Below are 15,945 nucleotides of genomic sequence, written 5' to 3'. Positions count from 1 at the left end.
AATGGTCGTTTTCTCGTTTCTTGTGAGGAGAATAATGACCGCAAGGGAAAGCAGTAAGCAAGACCGAATGCGACATGCCGTGGCGTAAATCGTACGTCGCAATTGGACCAATCGGGTGAGCGCTCACAGGAGGGCGCGGGGGATTTTCTCCTCGAAGTTGCGCTCGAAAACCAGCTTTTCGCCTTCATAGGCTTCGATTCTGGCGCTAACCGTGAAGCTTTGGGCGTCGGACCGCATCTCTGCCGATGTTTCGGTGCGCACCGACCATCCATTTCGCGACAAAGTCTGCGTCCAGTGGGTTTTTCCAGACGCCGACAGCGGATCGTCAGGATGGATCGCCCAGGTCTCCCTGGCGACGCTGCCATTGGCCAGACCATGCTGAAGATCGCGCACCTCGCCGAAATCGTCCGTTATGGACAGCGTGACCATGCCGGTCTTCTCGTCATGGTCGACATGGCGTTCGGAATTGGCGGGCCGGACCGTCTCTGTCGCCCAGGGCGTGGCCCCTTCCGGAGCGGCGAACGTGATCTCGTCGCCTTGCGCCAGAGGGCGCAGCGGCAGCGTCAGCGTCGCGGCCTTGAGCTCGAGCCGGACCGGTTCTGGCGACGGCCAGATCATCGGCCAATAAGCGTTCGACACGGCAATGCGCAAACGGTGGCCGGCCGGCACGCGGTAGGCGCATTGGTCGAGCACGACCCTTGCGGTGGCGGGCTCGCCCGGCACCAGCGGCTCGGGGAATTCATGCGAGTTGCGGTGCGTCAGGTTGAGCACCCCGTAGGAGATCAGCTCCGAGGCGCCGTCGGGATGCACATCGCATAGCCGCACGGCGATGTTCGCCTGAGGCCGATCCGACAAGACCCAGACCAGCACCTCCGGCGCGCCGACGATATCGATCGCTTCGCTGAGCGGCGGCCGGTCGAAACAGACCGACAGCGCATCGTCCGGACGCTGGTCGCCGGGCAGTTCCGGACCGAAGGTGAAGGGAAAATACTCGCCGCCGGCAAGGCCGCAGGACTGCGGCGAGGCGATGATGACCGGCCTGTCGCCCTCGGCGATGAGTTCGATCGTGTGCGCCTTGATGTCGGGCGATGGCCAAAACTGTTCGGCGATCCAGCGCCCCGGACGCTCGGGATGCCAGCGCGCCGGGCGCACGCTGTCCATGACATAGGCACGATAGGCGGGATCTGCATCAAGGCCGGTGTCGAGGCCCTTCAGCCAGCGGTCCCACCAGCGCAACGCCTCCTGCAGGAAGCCGATGGCGGGCCGGGGTGCCGCGTAGTGCGGGTATTTGTGGATCCAAGGGCCGACGATGCCCTTGACCGGCGCCTCGATGTTGCCGACGAGGTGGGAAATCGTGTTGCGATAGCCGTCGTGCCAGCCGCCGATCGACAGCACGGCGGCATGGACGGCGGAATAGTCCTCGCAGATCGAGCCGCGTTTCCAGTAGGCGTCGCGGTGCTGGTGCTTCAACCATAGCGGCGCCAGGAATGGTTGGTTCTCCAGCCGGGTCAGCCACAGATCGCGCCAGCGGTTGTCGCCGGCGATCAGCGGATCCGGCGGCCGCGACGAATAGGACAGCATGGTCGAGGCCCAGCCGAAATTCTCGATCAGCAGGCAGCCGCCCTTATAGTGGATGTCGTCGGCATAGCGGTCGACGGTCGAGCACAGGCTGATCACCGCCTTCAGCGCCGGCGGCTGCATCGCCGCCACCTGCAGGCAGTTGAAGCCGCCCCAGGAAATGCCCATCATGCCGACCTTGCCGTTGCACCAGGGCTGCGCGGCTGCCCAGGCGATGACATCGCAGGCGTCCTGCAATTCCTGCTCGGAATATTCGTCGTCCATCAGCCCTTCGGAATCGCCGTTGCCGCGCATGTCGACGCGGATCGACGCGTAGCCGTGGCCGGCGAAATAGGGATGCGTCAGCTGATCGCGAAAGATGGTGCCGTCGCGCTTGCGGTAGGGCAAATGCTCAAGGATTGCCGGCACCGGGTCGTCGCCGGCATCTGCCGGCATCCACACCCGCGCCGACAGTCGGCACCCGTCCGGCATGACGATGCCCATATCAAGGAATTCGACGACCTTGCGGGGGAATTCGGTGACGGTTTTCATGCGAGGACTCCAGGAACGCCAGATGATGGAGCCCGCTGGGTCGCGTCGTGGGCCAGCCAACGAATTCGGCTGGTCAATCCGCGTCAGTTCAGCGGAATGTCGTTTTCGGCCTTGCTCGCCTGATAGGCGCCGGACAAGTCGTCGTAGCGGGCGGAAATCCTGCCGATCCGTCCTTCCAAGCGCGACCGTTCGGCCTCGGGCAGCGACCGCACCAGCCTGCGGATCGAGAAGCTCTTCCAATAAGCGTTCTCGGCATTGTAGCCGCCGGGATCGAGGGTGAAAACCTCCTTCAGTATCTTCAAATCGTGCGGGATGGCGAAGCTGTCGCGCGAATCCTCGTGGCTGAACAGATAGTAGAAATTATCGAAGCCGGTCCAGGTGATCGCCGACAGGCAGAGCGAGCAGGGCTCGTGCGTGGCGAGGAAGATGGCATCGTTCGTGTCGACGCGCTCGGCCCTGGGCATTTCGTAGAAGCGCTTCAGGCAGTGCACCTCGCCATGCCAGAGCGGGTTTTCGATCTCATTGTTGGTTTCGGCCAGCACCAGCGAGCGGTCGTCCTTGCGCAGGATCGCGGCGCCGAACAGCTTGTTGCCATGGGCCACACCGTCGGCCGACTTCGGCACGATGTCGTGCTCGATGACGTCGAGCAGGCGGTCGATCAGCGAAATGTCGGTCATTCGTCATTGCTTTCCGTCGGGAAGATGAATTTCGTAGGGGTGGGAGAAGTGGCACTCTTCGAGGTTGGAGCCGTCGCCGCCACGATCGACGATGACAAAGTCCTGGACCTCGCCGATCGGCGTCAGCACGCCGTGCCAGAGGTTGCGCGGATAGTTGATGCCTTGCCCGGGCGCGGTGATAAAGGCGTGCGGTTCGCCGGGACCATCCTTGCCGTCATGGCAGACGACGACCAGAAAAGGGCGCGGCGACAGCGGGATGAAAGCCTGGCTGCCGAACGGATGGCGCTCGACCATGGTCAGCTTCAACGGCAATTCGTAAGGCGTGCCGCGCACCATGGAGATCAGCAGGCGCGCATTCGGCCCCTGGGCTTCGGCGGTGGCGAGATCGTGGAAGCGTTCGGCCTTGCCGCCATTGATCGGGTAGTGGTTGTCGCCGTCCATGTCGATGACGTCGCCGAATTCGGCGAAGCTTTCGCGGGTCAGCGGTTTAGCGACGATGCGGGTCACCGCGCGTGGCCTCCGACACCCACGCCGCCGAGCTTGGCGTGCCGGTTGACGTCCTTGTAGAGCAAATAGCGGAACTTGCCGGGACCGCCGGCATAACAGGCCTGCGGGCAGAAGGCGCGCAGCCACATATAATCGCCGGCCTCGACCTCGACCCAGTCCTGATTGAGACGGTAGACGGCCTTGCCTTCCAGCACATAGAGGCCGTGCTCCATGACATGGGTCTCGGCGAAGGGGATGACCGCGCCCGGCTCCAGAGTGACGATGGTGACATGCATGTCGTGGCGCATGTCGGCCGGATCGACGAAGCGCGTCGTTGCCCAGCGGCCCTCGGTGCCGGGCATCGGGCTCGGCGCGACTTGCTGCTCGTTGGTGAAGAAGGCTTCCGGCACGTCGAGGCCCTCGACCGCTTCATAGGCCTTGCGGACCCAGTGGAAGCGAACAGCCGCACCGCTTTCGTTGCGAACGGTCCAGCCGCTGGCCGGCGGCAGGTAGGCAAAGCCGCCCGGTTTCAGCACATGTGCCTTGCCGGCTAGCGAAACGCTGAGCTCGCCCTCGACCACGAACAACACGCCCTCGGCGGCAGCATCCGGTTCCGGCCGGTCGCTGCCGCCACCCGGCCCGACCTCGACGATGTATTGCGAAAACGTCTCGGCAAAGCCCGACAGCGGCCGCGCGATGATCCAGGCCCTGGTCTTGTCCCAGAACGGCAGCGCGCTGGTGACGATGTCCTGCATCACCCCCTTGGGGATGACGGCATAGGCCTCGGTGAAGACGGCGCGGCCGGTCAACAGCTCGCTTTGGCCAGGGTGGCCGCCATGCGGCGCGTAGTAGGTTCGCTCGGGCGTCTTGATCATATCCATGTGGTCCTAACCCTTAAGGCAATTCCAGGAAAAGTGTGCAGCGGTTTTCCGCCCGGAATTGCGTAAAAACAAACACTTAGAGTGGCAGCATGTCTCTCAGCCGAAGCAGCGCGATGCGCTCGACCTGTTTGCAGGCGGTGTCGAATTCGGCGCCGCGGCCGTTGCCGATGCGCGCCTCGAACTCCGCCAGGATTTCTTCCTTGGTCTTGCCCTTCACCGCTATGATGAAGGGGAAGCCGAACGTCGTGACGTAGGCGGCATTAAGCTTGGAGAACAGCTCGCGCTCCTTGTCGGTCAGAGCGTCGAGCCCGGCCGAGGCCTGTTCTTTCGTCGATTCCGCCGTCAGCCGCCTGGCCTTTGCCAGCTTGCCGGCAAGGTCCGGATGGGCGTTGAGCACGGAAAGCCGCTCGGCCTCTGTTGCGGCGCGGAAGACACGGCAGAGCGCGTTGTGCAGGCCGCCGGCGCTGTCATGCGCCGGGCCGAGTTCCAGCCCATAGGCGCGCTCGGCGATCCATGGCGAATGTTCGAAGACGCCGCCGAAGGCATGCACGAAGGCCTCGAATTCCATTTTCGACGGGCGCAGCGAGGGCTGCCGGAACGGATGGTTTTCGTGCCAGTGCCTGGCGATGTCGATGCGCCGCGCCAGCCACACTCTGTCATGCGACTTGACGTAGTCGACAAAGCGCTTCAGCGCCGCGACGCGGCCGGGACGGCCGACGAGGCGGCAGTGCAGGCCGATATTCATCATGCGCGGCCGCCCGTCCCTGCCCTCGGCATAGAGCGTGTCGAAACTGTCCTTCAGATAGGCAAAGAACTGGTCGCCGGAGTTGAAGCCTTGCGCCATGGCGAAGCGCATGTCGTTGGCGTCGAGCGTATAGGGAATGACGAGCTGCGGTTTTTCGGCACCGTCGCGCTCGAACCAGTAGGGCAATTCGTCGTCATAGGTGTCGGAGACGTAGTCGAAGCCGCCCTCCTCGGCCACCAGCCGCACGGTGTTGACCGAAGTGCGGCCGGTGTACCAGCCGGTCGGGCGCGCGCCGGTCACCTCGTAGTGCAGCTTGATCGCCGCTTCGAGGTCGCGGCGTTCGTCTTCGGCGGCATGGTCGCGGTAGTCGATCCATTTCAGTCCGTGCGATGCGATCTCCCAGCCGGCCTCCTGCATCGCCGCGACCTGGTCGGGCGAGCGCGCCAGCGCCGTGGCGACGCCGTAGCAGGTGACCGGCACCTGCGCTTCGGTAAACAGGCGATGGAGCCGCCAGAAGCCGGCACGGGCGCCATATTCGTAGATCGATTCCATGTTCCAGTGACGCTGGCCGACCCAGGGAGCAGCACCCACGATCTCGGACAGGAAGGCTTCCGATGCCTTGTCGCCATGCAGCACGCAGTTCTCGCCGCCTTCTTCGTAGTTGACGACGAACTGCACCGCGACATGCGCGCCGCCCGGCCATTTCGGATCCGGCGGGTTGGCCCCGTAGCCGCGCATGTCCCGTTCGTAACGCATTGTCACTCCTGCCGGATATTGAGATGAAGATATCGAAAGGAGTGCTTGCGCATTCCCCCGAAAATTTTTGAAAGAGCTTTTTGTCGCGCTCCGCTCGACCGGGACTTATGCATCGCCTTTAATGGGCGCACAATTCACCAGAAACGTTCGACTGTACCGGAATGGGAGACGGCCAGTGGCAGAAACGTCGAAAGCCGATGGCGGGCGTCTGACGACCCATGTCCTCGACACCGCGACCGGCAGGCCGGCGAAAGGCCTGTCGATCGAGCTTTACCGCATAGAGCGCCAGGCTCGCACGCATCTGAAGACGGTGGTCACCAATGATGACGGCCGCTGCGATTCGCCGCTGCTTGCCGGGGCGGACTTCCGCACCGGCGAGTACGAACTGGTCTTCGCGGCCGGCGACTATCTGCGCCGGCACGGCAAGCTGCCCGAGCCAGCCTTCCTCGACAGTGTGCCAATCCGCTTCGGCATGGCGGAGCCGGTGCACTATCATGTGCCTTTGCTGATCTCGCCCTACGGCTATTCGACCTATCGGGGGAGCTGAGGCATGGCCAAGCTCAAGACGCGCAACGAAATCCGCTTCATCCTCAACGGCGAGGATATCGCGCTGACCACGGTCGCGCCCGAAGAAACCTTGCTCGATTGGCTGAGGCTCAACCGTTCGCTGCGCGGCACCAAGGAAGGCTGCGCCGAAGGCGATTGCGGCGCCTGCACCGTGCTGGTCGGCAGGCTGTCCGCCGGCAGGCTGGTCTATGAAAGCGTCAATGCCTGCATCCGCTTCCTCGGCTCTCTCGACAGCACGCATGTGGTGACGGTCGAACACCTGCGCGGCGACGGCGAAAAGCTGCACCCCGTGCAGCAGGCAATGGTCGATTTCCACGGTTCGCAATGCGGCTTTTGCACGCCGGGCTTCGTCATGTCGCTCTACGCGCTGTGGATGCGCTCGCCCGAGCCGTCGGATGCTGCGATCGAAAAGGCGCTGCAGGGCAATCTCTGCCGCTGCACCGGCTACGAGGCGATCATGCGGGCGGCGCGCGCCATCTCCAGCTACGGCAAGGCGGCAAAGGACCCGTTGGCGGCGGAGCGCAAAGCAATCACTAAGAAGCTCGCGGCGATGAAGGACGGTTCGCGCGTCGAGATCGGCGCTGGCAAGGCGCGGCTGGTCGTGCCGGCCAGTGCCGATGATCTGGCCAGCGTGCTCGACAAGGAGCCGGGCGTCACCATCGTTGCCGGCTCGACCGATGTCGGCCTGTGGGTGATCAAGCATATGCGCGACATCTCGCCGGTGGTTTTCATCGGCAATCTCGACGGCCTCTGCGCCATCTCCGAAGACAAGGGCGTGATCTCGATCGGCGCCGGCGTCACCTACAGCGACGCGTTCTCGATATTGGCGAAACGCATCCCGACGCTCGGGCCGCTGTTCGACCGTATCGGCGGTGAGCAGGTGCGTAACATGGGCACCATCGGCGGCAACATCGCCAACGGCTCGCCGATCGGCGACACTCCGCCGCCGCTGATCGCGCTCGGTGCACAGCTGACGCTGCGCCGTGGCAAAAAGCGGCGCACGATGCCGCTGGAAGATTTCTTCATCGCCTATGGCAAGCAGGACCGGCAGCCAGGCGAATTCGTCGAGGCCGTGCATGTGCCGGTGCCGGCCAAGGGCAAAAAATTTGCCGTCTACAAGATCACCAAGCGCCGTGACGAAGACATCACCGCCGCGCTTGGCGCGTTCTACCTGACCTTGGCCAAGGATGGCACCGTGGCCGATGTGCGGATCGCTTATGGCGGCATGGCGGCGACGCCGAAACGGGCCTTCGGCGTCGAAAAGGCTTTAGTTGGCAGGCCGTGGACGGAAGCCACGGTCGAGGCTGCGATGGCCGAATACGCCAACGACTTCACGCCGCTGACCGATATGCGGGCCTCGGCCGAATACCGGGCGCTGGCCGCGAAGAACCTGCTGCTGCGCTTCTTTGTCGAAACCACCGGAACCAAAGCGCCATTCCAGGTGACCCGGTACGAGGCGGCGTGATGACCAAGCACACCCCCAACCTCAAGGCGCAGAAGATTTCCGGCGGCGTTGCCACCGACCAGCGCCATGATTCCGCGCACAAGCATGTCAGCGGCACGGCCGTCTACATCGACGATATGCCGGAACCGGCAGGCACGCTGCATGGCTGCCTCGGGCTTTGCGCCGCAACGCATGCGACTATCAGCAAAATGGACCTTTCGGCGGTGCGCAGCGCTCCCGGCGTGGTCGATGTGCTGACGGCGAAGGACGTGCCGGGCGAAAATGACATTTCGCCGACCGGCCGTCACGACGAGCCGGTGCTCGCCGACGGTAAGGTGCAGTTCTACGGCCAGCCGATTTTCTGCGTCATCGCCGAGACGCGCGAACAGGCGCGCCGCGCCACAAGACTGGCCAAGGTCGAATACAAGGAACTGCCTTTTGTCACCGACATCGGCGACCTCGATCCACGCAAGGACAGACTGGTCACGCCGCCGCTGACTTTGAAGCACGGCGATGCAGCCGCCGCGATCAAGGCAGCGCCGCGTCGGCTCAAGGGGCAGATGCGTGTCGGCGGACAGGAGCATTTCTATCTCGAAGGCCATATCGCCATGGCCGTTCCCGGCGAAGACGAGGACGTCACCATCTACTCCTCGACGCAGCATCCGAGCGAAGTCCAGCATATGGTCAGCCATGCACTCGGCGTGCCGAGCAACGCCATCACGGTGGAAATCCGCCGCATGGGCGGCGGCTTCGGCGGTAAGGAAACGCAAGGCAACCAGTTTGCGGCATTGGCCGCGATTGCCGCGAAGAAACACCATCGCGCCGTGAAAATCCGGCCCGACCGTGACGACGATATGATCGCCACCGGCAAGCGCCATGATTTCCTGGTCGACTACGAAGTCGGCTTCGACGATGACGGCAACATTTTGGGCGTCGACTTCATGTTCGCGGCGCGTTGCGGCTTCTCGTCGGACCTGTCGGGCCCGGTCACCGACCGCGCGCTGTTCCACTGCGACAACACCTATTTCTGGCCAACGGTGCATGCGCAGTCGGCGCCGCTCTACACCAACACCGTGTCGAACACTGCCTTCCGTGGCTTCGGCGGCCCGCAGGGCATGGTCGGCGCCGAGCGCGTCATCGACGAGGTCGCCTTCGCCGTCGGCAAGGACCCGCTCGAAATCCGCAAGCAGAACTTTTATGGCACCTCGGATCGCAACATCACGCCGTATCATCAGACGGTCGAAGACAACATCATCCACCGCATCGTCGCCGAACTGGAGGCGAGTTCGGACTACACAAGGCGCCGCCGCGTCATCGAGGCCTTCAACGCCAACAGCCGCTTCATCAAGCGCGGGCTGGCGCTGACGCCGGTCAAGTTCGGCATCTCGTTCACCGCCACCCACTACAACCAGGCCGGCGCGCTGGTGCATGTCTACACCGATGGTTCGGTGCACCTGAACCATGGCGGCACCGAGATGGGGCAAGGCCTCTATCTCAAAGTCGCGCAAGTGGTGGCCGAAGAATTCCAGATCGACCTCGACCAGGTGAAGATCACCGCGACGACGACCGGCAAGGTGCCGAACACTTCGGCCACCGCCGCGTCGTCCGGCTCCGACCTGAACGGCATGGCGGCGCAGAACGGCGCCAGGCAGATCAAGGACCGGCTGACCGACTTCGCCGCGGAAAAATACCAGGTGCCGCGCGACCAGGTTGTCTTCCTGCCCAACCGGGTGCGCATCGGCAACCAGGAGATCGCCTTCGCCGATCTGATCAAGCAGGCCTATATGGCGCGCATCCAGCTTTCGGCGGCGGGCTTCTACAAGACGCCGAAAATCCACTGGAACCGCGACAAGGGCCAAGGCCGCCCCTTCTATTACTTCGCCTATGGCGCGTCGTGCTCGGAAGTCTCGGTCGACACGCTGACCGGCGAATATGTGGTCGAGCGCACCGACATATTGCACGAGACCGGCCGCTCGCTGAACCGCGCCATCGATCTCGGCCAGGTCGAGGGCGGCTTCATCCAGGGCATGGGCTGGCTGACGACCGAGGAACTTTGGTGGGACGGCAAGGGCCGGCTGCGCACGCATGCGCCGTCGACCTACAAGATCCCGCTCGCCTCCGACCGGCCGAAGATCTTCAACGTGACGCTTGCCGACTGGCCGGAGGCGAGCGAGCCGACCGTGCATCGCTCCAAGGCGGTCGGCGAGCCGCCCTTCCCGCTCGGCATGTCGGTGCTCCACGCGCTGTCGGATGCGGTGGCCAGCGTTGCCGACCACAAGGTCTGTCCACGCCTCGACGCCCCGGCGACGCCGGAGCGGGTGCTTATGGCGATCGAGCGGCTGAAAGCCAAGACCAGGGTCTGAATCGGCCAAATCGTGCAAATCCGGCAGAAAACGCCTATATTTCCCAATCGGGAACGCGAAAATGAACTCGAAAGTGCAAAGCCTGAAAGCCTTTTTAGCCAGCGCCGGCCAGGCTGCCCTGGTCGAAGTGGCGGGCACAAAAGGCTCGACGCCGCGCGAGAAGGGCGCCCTCATGCTCGTCTCGCGCGTAGCGATCTTTGGCACGATCGGCGGTGGCCAGCTCGAATATATGGCGATCGACAAGGCGCGGCAGCTACTGAGGACACGGCCGTCGCCGCGGCCGGCTGAAGCCCGCATCGAGGTCGACGAGGTCTGCGCCACGCTCGACGTGCCGCTCGGGCCGGAGATCGGCCAGTGCTGCGGCGGCAGGGTCGAGGTGTCGATAAAGCTGCTCGACGCGGCGCTTGAGGCCGAACTGATCCGCAATGCGGAAGCGGAAGAGGCGCATCTGCCTCATGTCTATCTCTTCGGCGGTGGCCATGTCGGCCAGGCGCTGGCATCGGCGCTCGCGCTTCTGCCCATTCATGCCATCGTCGTCGAGACGCGCGCCGAGGCGCTGGAAGGCATGCCGGAAACGGTCGAGACGCGGCTGACGCCGATGCCCGAGGCCGTGGTGCGCGAAGCGCCGGCGGGATCGGCCTTCGCCATCCTCACGCACGACCATGCGCTCGATTTCCTGATCGTTGCCGAGGCGCTGAAGCGCGACGATGCCGCCTATGTCGGCATGATCGGCTCGAAGACCAAGAAAGCGACGTTCAAAAACTGGTTCCTGAAGTCGGCGGACGGCAACGAGGCGGAATTTGCCCGCCTCGTCTCGCCGATCGGCGGTGACGCGGTGAAGGACAAGCGACCGCAAGTGATCGCAGCGCTGGCGGCCGCCGAGATCATGACGGCGCTGGTTTCCCATGCCGCCCCGGTGGCAGCTTCAAGCCATTCCGAGAAAGCCGTGGCCGGTTGATGCCGGCCCGCCGTCAAGCAGCCTATTCCTTCTCCTGCGTGTGCGCTTCGAGGAACCACAGCAATTTGTCGAGCGAACGCGAATAGGCGGTGAAGATGTCGGCGGTGTCGGCGTCGCCAGCATCCGCTGCCTCGTCGATCGCCGCGCGGGTCAGCTTGGCAGCCGCCGCATAGCGGTCGATCAGCGCCGCCAGATGATCCTTGGTCTTGTGGATGTCAGTCGGATAGGGCTTCAGCTTGGTGGCCCTCGCCACCTCCTGCGACGTGCCATGCGCGGTGCCGCCGAGCTGCGCGGCACGCTCGGCGATAATGTCGACATGGCCGTCGATCTCCTCGCGAAACGTATCCAGCATTTCATGGATGGCGATGAATTGCGGCCCCTTGACGTTCCAGTGCGCCTGCTTGGTGATCAGCGCCAGGTCGATGGCGTCGGCGAGGCGGGCGTTGAGCAGATCGATCGACTCCTTCTTGGCGTCGGATTTCAGATCGTTTTTGGTGACGATGGCGTCCATGACTGGCTCCTGTGGGGGTGAGGTCCGTGTGTGCGGAAGCTGGGCGAAATGATCTCGAATGGCGGTCGCAGGCTGGGCTTGCCATCGCGCGGCCGCCAGAGCCCAAAACGGCATTGGGTGGCTTTCGTTCCGCGAAAGCCACCCACATCGGAACTCGGGTATGATCCCCGCTCACAGCTGCTCCTCGCTTTGTTCGTTTCACAAATGGCCAGGGACAGTGTTTCCTGCGCACCTTTCAACATGGCGGACTTCATCACATGGACATATTGAGAATTGCGGCCTTTTCGGACGGCGACACCGGCGGCAATCCTGCGGGCGTGGTGATAAGCGATGCCGTGCCCGATGCCGCCACAATGCAGCGCGTCGCGGCCGAGGTCGGATTTTCGGAAACCGCCTTTGCCGCTCCCGAGGGCGACGGCTGGCGGGTCCGTTATTTTTCGCCGGAAACCGAGGTTCCCTTTTGCGGTCATGCCACGATCGCACTCGGCGCAGGCCTCGTCCGGCAATTCGGGGACGGGATTTTTGCACTGATCCTGAACCAGGCCAGAATCTCCGTCGAAGGGTTTCGCGACGGTACAAACATCGCCGCCGCGCTGCAGTCTCCGCCGACGCGCAGCAAGCCGGCTCCGCCCGAGCTTATCGCCGAGACGCTGGCGCTGTTCGGCTACGCGGCTGAGGATATCGACCCGGTCATTGCGCCGGCATTGATCCATGGCGGCGCCGACCATCTCGTCCTGGCGCTGAAGTCGCGCGAAGCACTGGCTGCCATGGCTTATGATTTGAAAGCCGGACAAGAACTGATGAGGCGCGAAGGGTTGGTGACGATCCTGCTCGCCTATGCCGAGGCGCCGCGCCTCTTCCATACCCGCAATCCGTTTGCGTCGGGCGGCGTCTACGAGGACCCGGCGACGGGTGCGGCGACCGCTGCCTTCGCCGGTTATCTGCGCGACATTGGCTGGCCGCATGGCAGCGCCATCGATATCGTGCAGGGCGAGGACATGGGCATGCGTTCGCGCCTCCATGCCGATATCCCGCCAACGCCGGGCAGTTCGATCAGGGTCTCCGGAACCGCCCGGATGATGGAGGGCTGAGGCGTTTCACACCGGCCGTTTCAGGCCGAGATGGTCGCGCAAGGTGCGGCCTTCGTATTCCTCCCGGAACAGCCCGCGCTGCTGCAGTTCAGGTACGACGAGCGTGGCAAAGGCATCGAGCTCGCCGGGGAACCAGGATGGCATGACGTTGAAGCCGTCCGCGGCGCCGCCTTCGAAGCGCGCCTGCAATTCATCGGCAATCTGCGCCGGCGTGCCGACGACGCGCCAGTGGCCGCGCGCGCCGGCGAAGTGGCGGGCAAGGTCGCGGATAGAAAGATTGTCGCGGCGCGACTGCTCGATGACCAGGGCCTGCCGGCTCTTCATGCCTTCGCTGGGCGGCAGTTCCGGCAGCGGTCCGTCGATCGGATAGCGCCAGAGATCGGAGATGCTGAGATAGCTGGACAGCAGCGCCACGCCGACATCGTCGGGGATCAGCTCCTGCAATTGCTCATATTTCTCGCGTGCTTCCGCTTCCGTTTCGGACACCACCGGCGCTACGCCGGGCATGATCTTGACGTCGTCCGGCTCGCGTCCATAGGCAGCCAGCCGCCCCTTGAGATCGTCGTAAAAGGCTTTCGCTTCCTCGAATGTCTGTGCTGCGCTGAACACGACATCGGCGGTCCTGGCCGCAAGGTCCTTGCCGTCCTCCGATGCTCCCGCCTGGACCATGACCGGCGCTCCCTGCGGCGAGCGCGGCAGATCGAGCGCGTCCTTGACCGAGAAGCTCTGGCCGTCATGGTTGAGGGCTTCCGCACCGCGCCAGAGGCCAGCGACCACGGCGGCGAATTCACGTGCCCGCTCGTAGCGGTCGGCATGCGGGCGAAGGCCCGTCGAACCGAAATTGGCGGCCTCGATATGGCTCGCCGAGGTGACCAGGTTCCAGCCGGCGCGGCCACTGCTCAGCTGGTCGAGCGAGGCAAAGGTCCGCGCCAAGCCATAGGGCTCGTTGTAGCTGGTCGAGGCCGTCGAGACGAGGCCGATGCGCTCGGTCTGGACGGCGAGTGCGGCCAGCAGGCTGATCGGCTCGAAGCCGATCGAGCGCGAGGTCTGGCTGGCGATGCCGACATTGGCCTCGCGCAGGCCGGCGGCATCCTCGCAGAAGATCATGTCGAGCTTCGCTGCTTCCGCCGTGCGCGCGAGCCTTATGTAGTGGTCGATGTCGATTCCCGCAGTGACATGCGCCTTGGGATGGCGCCAGGCGGCGATGTGGTGCCCCGTCGCCCACAGGAAGAGACCGAGCTTCATCTGTCTTTTGCGCACGGTCATGGCCTGTTGCCTCCGCCAAGTCCGAGATACGCGCGCAGCGTCGAGCCGGTGTAGTCGGGCCGCAGCAGGCCGCGACGGCGCAGTTCCGGCAGGACGCGATCTACGAAATCCTCGAGCGCCGGAACATCCGCCGGCAAAGCCAGGTTGAACCCGTCGCAGCCTTTCGACCCGAACTGCGCTTCGAGGCTGTCGACGGCAAGCTCGGGGGCTGCGGCGACTGACATCAGCACCTTCACGGCGTCCGGGTTGCGTCCGGCGGCAAGCGTCCGCCGTCTCAGATCGTCATGGGCGGCTTTAGCACTCTCAAGCGATTGTTCCTCGATCAGGATGACGTCGGCCACGCGGGCAGCGAAATCACGATCCAACAGGCCAGACATGACAAGCACGGGAGTGTCCTGCGGCGAGCGGGCGATGTTCAGCGGACCGCGCACCGAGAAGAACTCGCCCTTGTGGTCGAGCAGGTGCATCTTTTCCGGATCGTGGAAGCGGCCGCCGACCTTGTCGAACAGCAGCGCATCCGTATCCCAGCCCTTCCACAAGCCCTGCACGATGCCGATGAATTCTTCCGCACGGCGGCGAAAATCGTCTTCGGAAATGCCTTCCGGCCGGCTGAAATTGGCCGCCTCGCGCGGATCCTGGACCATGGTCGCGTTCCAGCCCACTCGGCCATGGCTGATGATGTCGAGGGAAGCAAAACGGCGCGCCAGATTGTAAGGCTGATGGGCAAGCGTTGAAGCGCCCGCAACGAGCCCGATCCTTTCGGTCACTGTCGCCAGTGCCGCCAGAAGCGTGGTCGCCTCGAACGGGCTGCTTGCTTGCTGGCCGCCAGCCGCGGAGTCGGAAATGACGACCATATCCAGCCCGGCCGCTTCCGCCTTCCGCACGAAAGCGGCTATGCGACTGAAATCCAGTTCGGCGGCCTGCCCTGCGGCGGAAGCGATATTGAACGAAACAGCGAGATGCATGACGCGAACCTAAGTTCGCCTCCGTGTAAGGCAAGCCCGTCGAGCGGGCCAGCAGGCCATCACTTGCCGGCCAGCCCTTATTTTCCAGCAAGTAGATCCTTGATCAACCGCTGGCAGCGTTCGGCCATGAAGTCGAGCAGCAGCCGCACTTTCGGGTCCTGCAGCTTCTTGTGCGGATAGACGGCGGCGAACTGAACCGGCGTCGGCGGCGTGCTGGCCAGGATCACCTTCAGCCGCCGGTCGCGGATGAACGGCTCGACTTCGAAGCGTGGCTTGTTGATGATGCCGCGCCCCGACAGCGCCCAACCGGTCAGCACATCGCCGTCGTCGGTGTCGTAGGGGCCGTGCACCTCGAATTTCTGCGGGCCGGTCGGCGTCTGCAGCGTCCACACATATTCGCGCGCGCCGGAATAGCGCAGCATCAGGCAGTCGTGCTTCTTGCCGATCAGTTCCTGCGGCTCGGTCGGTTCGCCGCGCGCCTCCAGATATTTCGGCGCCGCCACCAGAACGCGCTCGCATTCCATGATGCCGCGCATCCTGAGGCTGGAATCCTCGATGATGCCCAAACGGAAGGCGACATCGATGCCTTCCTTCATGATGTCGACATTGTGGTCGGAGAGGCGAAGCCGCACCTCGATATCGGGATATTTGTCGTGAAAATCGGGAATGCCCGACGCCACCAGCCGGCGGCCGAGGCCAAGCGGCGCCGTCACCCTAATGGTGCCGCGCGGCTGGCCGGAGAGCGCCGAGACGGCGGCCTCCGCCTCGGTGATCGCTTCCAGCACCTGTTTGGCGCCGGTGTAGAACACGGTGCCATGCTCGGTCGGCATCAACTGTCGGGTCGTGCGGTTGAACAGGCGGACGCCGAGGTGCTTCTCCAGCTCCTTGATGCGATTGGAGGCTACCGCCGGCGAAATGCGCATGTCGCGGCCCGCCGCCGACAGATTGCCGAGTTCGACGACGCGGACGAAAACGGCGATGTTGTCGAGATAGGCCATGCGGCTTTCGTGACTCTCATGCGGCTGGGTATGTCGACCCTAGTATTTTCCATTTTTTTTTGAAAGTCATCGCGCACCTCGCCTCTTTCCGTTTGCGCGCCACACCGTAAAGTCAGCCGATCGGCAGG

The 15,945-nt window shown here is 64.0% G+C and carries 14 protein-coding genes; 5 read left to right on the top strand and 9 right to left on the bottom strand.

The genetic code is table 11. From position 1 onward, the window contains the following. Positions 1–123: 123 nt before the first annotated feature. The 5 genes from AC04SI_RS00595 to puuE form a co-directional block, all read right to left on the bottom strand. The gene (locus AC04SI_RS00595) at positions 124–2,109 is read right to left on the bottom strand and encodes a CocE/NonD family hydrolase (protein ID WP_404274827.1); all 1,986 of its coding nucleotides are present in this window, start codon (positions 2,107–2,109) and stop codon (positions 124–126) included. 83 nt (positions 2,110–2,192) lie between these two features. Next, positions 2,193–2,786, bottom strand: a complete 594-nt coding sequence (locus tag AC04SI_RS00590) for a nucleoside deaminase (RefSeq protein ID WP_488473783.1) — start codon at positions 2,784–2,786, stop codon at positions 2,193–2,195. A 3-nt stretch (positions 2,787–2,789) separates the two neighbouring features. Beyond that, positions 2,790–3,293, bottom strand: a complete 504-nt coding sequence (locus tag AC04SI_RS00585; RefSeq protein WP_404274826.1) for an ureidoglycolate lyase — start codon at positions 3,291–3,293, stop codon at positions 2,790–2,792. After that, positions 3,290–4,153, bottom strand: coding sequence for a bifunctional allantoicase/(S)-ureidoglycine aminohydrolase (locus AC04SI_RS00580; protein ID WP_404274824.1), 864 nt, complete (start codon positions 4,151–4,153; stop codon positions 3,290–3,292). Before AC04SI_RS00580 ends, AC04SI_RS00585 begins: the two co-directional genes overlap by 4 nt. 76 nt (positions 4,154–4,229) lie before the next feature. Then, positions 4,230–5,654, bottom strand: coding sequence for an allantoinase PuuE (gene puuE, locus AC04SI_RS00575; RefSeq protein ID WP_488473782.1), 1,425 nt, complete (start codon positions 5,652–5,654; stop codon positions 4,230–4,232). A 175-nt stretch (positions 5,655–5,829) separates the two neighbouring features. Here puuE and uraH point away from each other — a divergent pair, with 175 nt between their 5' ends. The 4 genes from uraH (at position 5,830) to xdhC (ending at position 10,986) form a co-directional block, all read left to right on the top strand. After that, on the top strand, positions 5,830–6,201 hold the full coding sequence (gene uraH / locus AC04SI_RS00570; RefSeq protein ID WP_404274820.1) for a hydroxyisourate hydrolase: 372 nt from the start codon (positions 5,830–5,832) through the stop codon (positions 6,199–6,201). Positions 6,202–6,204: 3 nt separating this feature from the next. After that, positions 6,205–7,686 carry a xanthine dehydrogenase small subunit gene (xdhA, locus tag AC04SI_RS00565; protein ID WP_404274819.1) on the top strand — a complete coding sequence of 494 codons (1,482 nt, stop codon included), beginning with the start codon at positions 6,205–6,207 and terminating at the stop codon, positions 7,684–7,686. Then, positions 7,686–10,028 (top strand): xanthine dehydrogenase molybdopterin binding subunit, encoded by a 2,343-nt coding sequence (gene xdhB / locus AC04SI_RS00560; protein WP_488473781.1) that lies wholly within the window; start codon positions 7,686–7,688, stop codon positions 10,026–10,028. Before xdhA ends, xdhB begins: the two co-directional genes overlap by 1 nt. A 61-nt stretch (positions 10,029–10,089) precedes the next feature. After that, the gene (gene xdhC / locus AC04SI_RS00555) at positions 10,090–10,986 is read left to right on the top strand and encodes a xanthine dehydrogenase accessory protein XdhC (protein WP_488473780.1); all 897 of its coding nucleotides are present in this window, start codon (positions 10,090–10,092) and stop codon (positions 10,984–10,986) included. Between the two features lie 22 nt (positions 10,987–11,008). Here the strand turns inward: xdhC and dps are convergent, their stop codons facing one another. Continuing rightward, entirely contained in the window at positions 11,009–11,497 is a 489-nt protein-coding gene (gene dps / locus AC04SI_RS00550) for a DNA starvation/stationary phase protection protein Dps (protein WP_006202364.1), read from the bottom strand. Between the two features lie 257 nt (positions 11,498–11,754). Here dps and AC04SI_RS00545 point away from each other — a divergent pair, with 257 nt between their 5' ends. Further along, positions 11,755–12,588 (top strand): PhzF family phenazine biosynthesis protein, encoded by an 834-nt coding sequence (locus AC04SI_RS00545; protein WP_488473779.1) that lies wholly within the window; start codon positions 11,755–11,757, stop codon positions 12,586–12,588. Between the two features lie 6 nt (positions 12,589–12,594). Here AC04SI_RS00545 and AC04SI_RS00540 read toward each other — a convergent pair whose 3' ends face one another. From AC04SI_RS00540 to AC04SI_RS00530, 3 genes are all read right to left on the bottom strand, one after another. Beyond that, complete coding sequence (locus tag AC04SI_RS00540) at positions 12,595–13,854, bottom strand: LLM class flavin-dependent oxidoreductase (RefSeq protein ID WP_404274811.1); 1,260 nt, start codon at positions 13,852–13,854, stop codon at positions 12,595–12,597. Further along, the gene (locus tag AC04SI_RS00535; RefSeq protein ID WP_488473778.1) at positions 13,851–14,819 is read right to left on the bottom strand and encodes an LLM class flavin-dependent oxidoreductase; all 969 of its coding nucleotides are present in this window, start codon (positions 14,817–14,819) and stop codon (positions 13,851–13,853) included. Before AC04SI_RS00535 ends, AC04SI_RS00540 begins: the two co-directional genes overlap by 4 nt. A gap of 77 nt (positions 14,820–14,896) precedes the next feature. Further along, positions 14,897–15,817, bottom strand: a complete 921-nt coding sequence (locus AC04SI_RS00530; protein WP_404274807.1) for a LysR family transcriptional regulator — start codon at positions 15,815–15,817, stop codon at positions 14,897–14,899. Positions 15,818–15,945: the final 128 nt, after the last annotated feature.

It is taken from the genome of Mesorhizobium sp. CNPSo 4689 (assembly GCF_057784325.1).
The sequence above is the reverse complement of the archived record's forward strand: the minus strand, read 5'-3'. Positions and strand labels throughout refer to the sequence as shown.

Excerpts from the sequence above, each read along its gene's own strand:
- AC04SI_RS00535 (WP_488473778.1), bottom strand. The coding sequence starts at position 14,819 with ATGCATCTCGCTGTTTCGTTCAATATCGCTTCCGCCGCAGGGCAGGCC.
- AC04SI_RS00590 (WP_488473783.1), bottom strand. The coding sequence starts at position 2,786 with ATGACCGACATTTCGCTGATCGACCGCCTGCTCGACGTCATCGAGCAC.
- AC04SI_RS00595 (WP_404274827.1), bottom strand. The coding sequence starts at position 2,109 with ATGAAAACCGTCACCGAATTCCCCCGCAAGGTCGTCGAATTCCTTGAT.
- AC04SI_RS00530 (WP_404274807.1), bottom strand. The coding sequence starts at position 15,817 with ATGGCCTATCTCGACAACATCGCCGTTTTCGTCCGCGTCGTCGAACTC.
- xdhA (WP_404274819.1), top strand. The coding sequence starts at position 6,205 with ATGGCCAAGCTCAAGACGCGCAACGAAATCCGCTTCATCCTCAACGGC.
- AC04SI_RS00540 (WP_404274811.1), bottom strand. The coding sequence starts at position 13,854 with ATGACCGTGCGCAAAAGACAGATGAAGCTCGGTCTCTTCCTGTGGGCG.
- AC04SI_RS00580 (WP_404274824.1), bottom strand. The coding sequence starts at position 4,153 with ATGGATATGATCAAGACGCCCGAGCGAACCTACTACGCGCCGCATGGC.
- xdhB (WP_488473781.1), top strand. The coding sequence starts at position 7,686 with ATGACCAAGCACACCCCCAACCTCAAGGCGCAGAAGATTTCCGGCGGC.
- puuE (WP_488473782.1), bottom strand. The coding sequence starts at position 5,654 with ATGCGTTACGAACGGGACATGCGCGGCTACGGGGCCAACCCGCCGGAT.
- dps (WP_006202364.1), bottom strand. The coding sequence starts at position 11,497 with ATGGACGCCATCGTCACCAAAAACGATCTGAAATCCGACGCCAAGAAG.
- AC04SI_RS00545 (WP_488473779.1), top strand. The coding sequence starts at position 11,755 with ATGGACATATTGAGAATTGCGGCCTTTTCGGACGGCGACACCGGCGGC.
- xdhC (WP_488473780.1), top strand. The coding sequence starts at position 10,090 with ATGAACTCGAAAGTGCAAAGCCTGAAAGCCTTTTTAGCCAGCGCCGGC.